The sequence below is a fragment of the Asanoa sp. NPDC050611 genome (genome assembly GCF_040654855.1).
Classification (GTDB): domain Bacteria; phylum Actinomycetota; class Actinomycetes; order Mycobacteriales; family Micromonosporaceae; genus Asanoa.
On sequence record NZ_JBFAIU010000604.1, the window covers coordinates 1 to 2,303 of the forward strand.

The following is a 2,303-nucleotide window of genomic DNA, read 5'->3' on the forward strand; positions in this document are numbered from 1 at the left end:
GCCGACCCGCTTCAGCTGCAGCAGCACCGCGGTCAGGCTCTGGCCCTGCCGGGCCACTCCCCTGGCAGCATCGCGCTGTTCGAGGAGCGCACCGGCGCCCTGTTCTCCGGCGACGTCATCTACGACGACGACCTCATCGACTTCCTGCCGGACTCGTCGGTGCCGGCGTACCGCCTGAGCATGCGGCGTCTGGAGAACCTCGAGGTCTCCGTCGTCCACCCGGGCCACGGCCGCTCCTTCGACCAGACCCGGCTGCGCGAGCTGGCAGGGGACTATCTGGCGCAGCAGGCGGCACGCTGATCCGCTGCGGCCCATCCGACTACCGCCAACGCACACCTCGGCGGCTAGGCGGCGTCGACGCGCGCAGGGTTGATGCCGTCCCGGCCGGGTACCCCATTCGCTACGTGACAGAGAGGAGCGATTCCCCCATGACCACCGCGCGAGAGATCATGACGCCGGATGCCACCTGTGTCGGCGAGAGCGAGACCGTGGCGACCGCGGCGCAGAAGATGGCCGAGCTGAAGGTCGGCTCACTGCCGATCTGCGGCAACGACAACCGGCTCAAGGGCATGCTCACCGACCGCGACATCGTGGTGAAGGTGCTGGCCAAGGGCCGCGATCCCCAGCAGGTCAAGGCCGGCGAGCTCGGCCAGGGCAAGCCCGTGACGATCGGCGCCGACGACGACGCCGAGGAGATCCTCAAGACGATGGGCAGCCACCAGGTGCGCCGGCTGCCGGTCATCGACGGGCACGACCTGGTCGGCATCGTCGCGGTCGCGGACGTGGCCCGTGCCCTGCCGGACAAGCCGGTCGGTGCCCTGCTCGACGCGATCAGCGACAGCTGACGAGCATGCCGTCGCGGGGGCGGGTCGGGATGCGGTCGAGCGGGATGTCGAGGTTCTGCGGCGGCACGTCGTACTCCAGGCGGGCCAGGCGGACCGCGAGATCACTGAGCAACGCCACCGTGTTGGGCTCGCCCGGGCAGCGGTGACCCGTCGCCGGGTCACCGCCGCCCTGCGGCACGAGCGTGTAGGGGTCGGGCGCCGCGTCGGGGCCGAGGAACCGGTCGGGGTCGAACCAATAGGGGTCCTTCCACAATGCCGGGTCGTGGTTCTGGCCGTAGAGGTCCAGCAGCACCATGGCGCCGCGCGGGATCCGGTGGCCGGCGAACTCGACGTCGTCGGGCGCGAGGCCACCGACGAACGGTGCGAACGGATAGAAGCGGCGTACCTCGTGCGCGAACGCCTCAGCGAACGCCGGCCCGCCGGCGCGCAGCCGGTCGCGATGCTCGGGCCAGCGGTGCAGGGCGTGCGCGGAGAACGCGACGAACCAGCTGACCGCGATCGTGGGCCGGACGACGTTGAGCAGTTCGACGGCGGCGGTACGCGGCGTGAGCAGGCGGCCGTCGTCGTCCCGGTGGTGAGCGACGACCTCGACGGCGGTGCCGCTGGGCTCCGCGGGCCGACCGACCGAGCGCAGCTCGGCGATGCCGTCGGCCAGCCGGGACTCCTGGCGTCGACGGGCGATCCGGGCGCGCCAGTGCCGCGGTCCGGCCGTGGCGAACCCGTCGACCATCGCGACGCAGTCGGGCCCGATGGCGTCGTCGGGTGGCAGCCCGACCCAGCGGGCGACCCCTTCGGCCAGCACGCGCGCCGACGACTCGAACAGCGAGATCGGACGGCCGCGCCAGCCGAGGGCGGCGGCGTCCCAGGCGGCGCCGGTGTGGCCGACCAGGTCCGCGATCCGGTCGGTGGTGAACAGCGCCAGGAACATCGCCTTGCGGTGCCGGTGGGCCAGCCCGTCGAGGGTGTGCACAGCGCCGTGGCCGAACAATGTGGACTGGACGAACCCGGGGATGGCACCGGCGCGGCGGACGTGCCGCTCGTCGTAGAAGAACCTGGCCGCCGCCGGCCCGCTGATGCCGAACGCGGGCCGGCCCGTCAGGCGGGTCTCGACCACGCCGTCCGGCGAGTGGCGGCGCGCGTCCGGCAGCCAGGCGTAGCCCTTGAGCAGGAGCGCGGCGGAGCTGTCGCGAACCATGGTCAGTCCGCGGAGCCCGGCTCGGCCATCTTGCGGTGCATCTCGGCCTTCACCGTGTCGGGGACGACCTTGCCCGCCACCGCCTGGACCTTGTTCATCATCGACCCGGCGACCACGTGGTCGTCGCCCTTCATCAGCGCCTCGAAGCCCTGCTCGGCCACCTTCGCCGGGTCGTCCTTCTTTCCGGCGCCGACCTTCGTGTACCAGGAACGCGGCCTGTCCTGGCTGGACTTCCTGACGCGCCTGGGCATCGGCGGCATCCT

3 protein-coding genes and 1 pseudogene are annotated in these 2,303 nt (G+C 72.1%); 2 read left to right on the forward strand and 2 right to left on the reverse strand.

The window, feature by feature from the left end:
- Both AB0H87_RS40825 and AB0H87_RS40830 read left to right on the forward strand, forming a co-directional pair.
- Positions 1-300, forward strand: a 300-nt coding sequence (locus AB0H87_RS40825) for an MBL fold metallo-hydrolase (protein ID WP_360158932.1), incomplete at its 5' end; no start/stop codon positions are given.
- 128 nt (positions 301-428) lie between these two features.
- On the forward strand, positions 429-845 hold the full coding sequence (locus AB0H87_RS40830; RefSeq protein WP_360158935.1) for a CBS domain-containing protein: 417 nt from the start codon (positions 429-431) through the stop codon (positions 843-845).
- Here AB0H87_RS40830 and AB0H87_RS40835 read toward each other — a convergent pair.
- Together AB0H87_RS40835 and AB0H87_RS40840 are read right to left on the reverse strand one after the other, a co-directional pair.
- Positions 832-2,040, reverse strand: a complete 1,209-nt coding sequence (locus tag AB0H87_RS40835; RefSeq protein WP_360158938.1) for a cytochrome P450 — start codon at positions 2,038-2,040, stop codon at positions 832-834. The two genes, AB0H87_RS40830 and AB0H87_RS40835, sit on opposite strands and share 14 nt — an antisense overlap.
- 2 nt (positions 2,041-2,042) lie before the next feature.
- A pseudogene (locus AB0H87_RS40840) lies at positions 2,043-2,303 on the reverse strand (oxidoreductase); the annotation flags it as partial.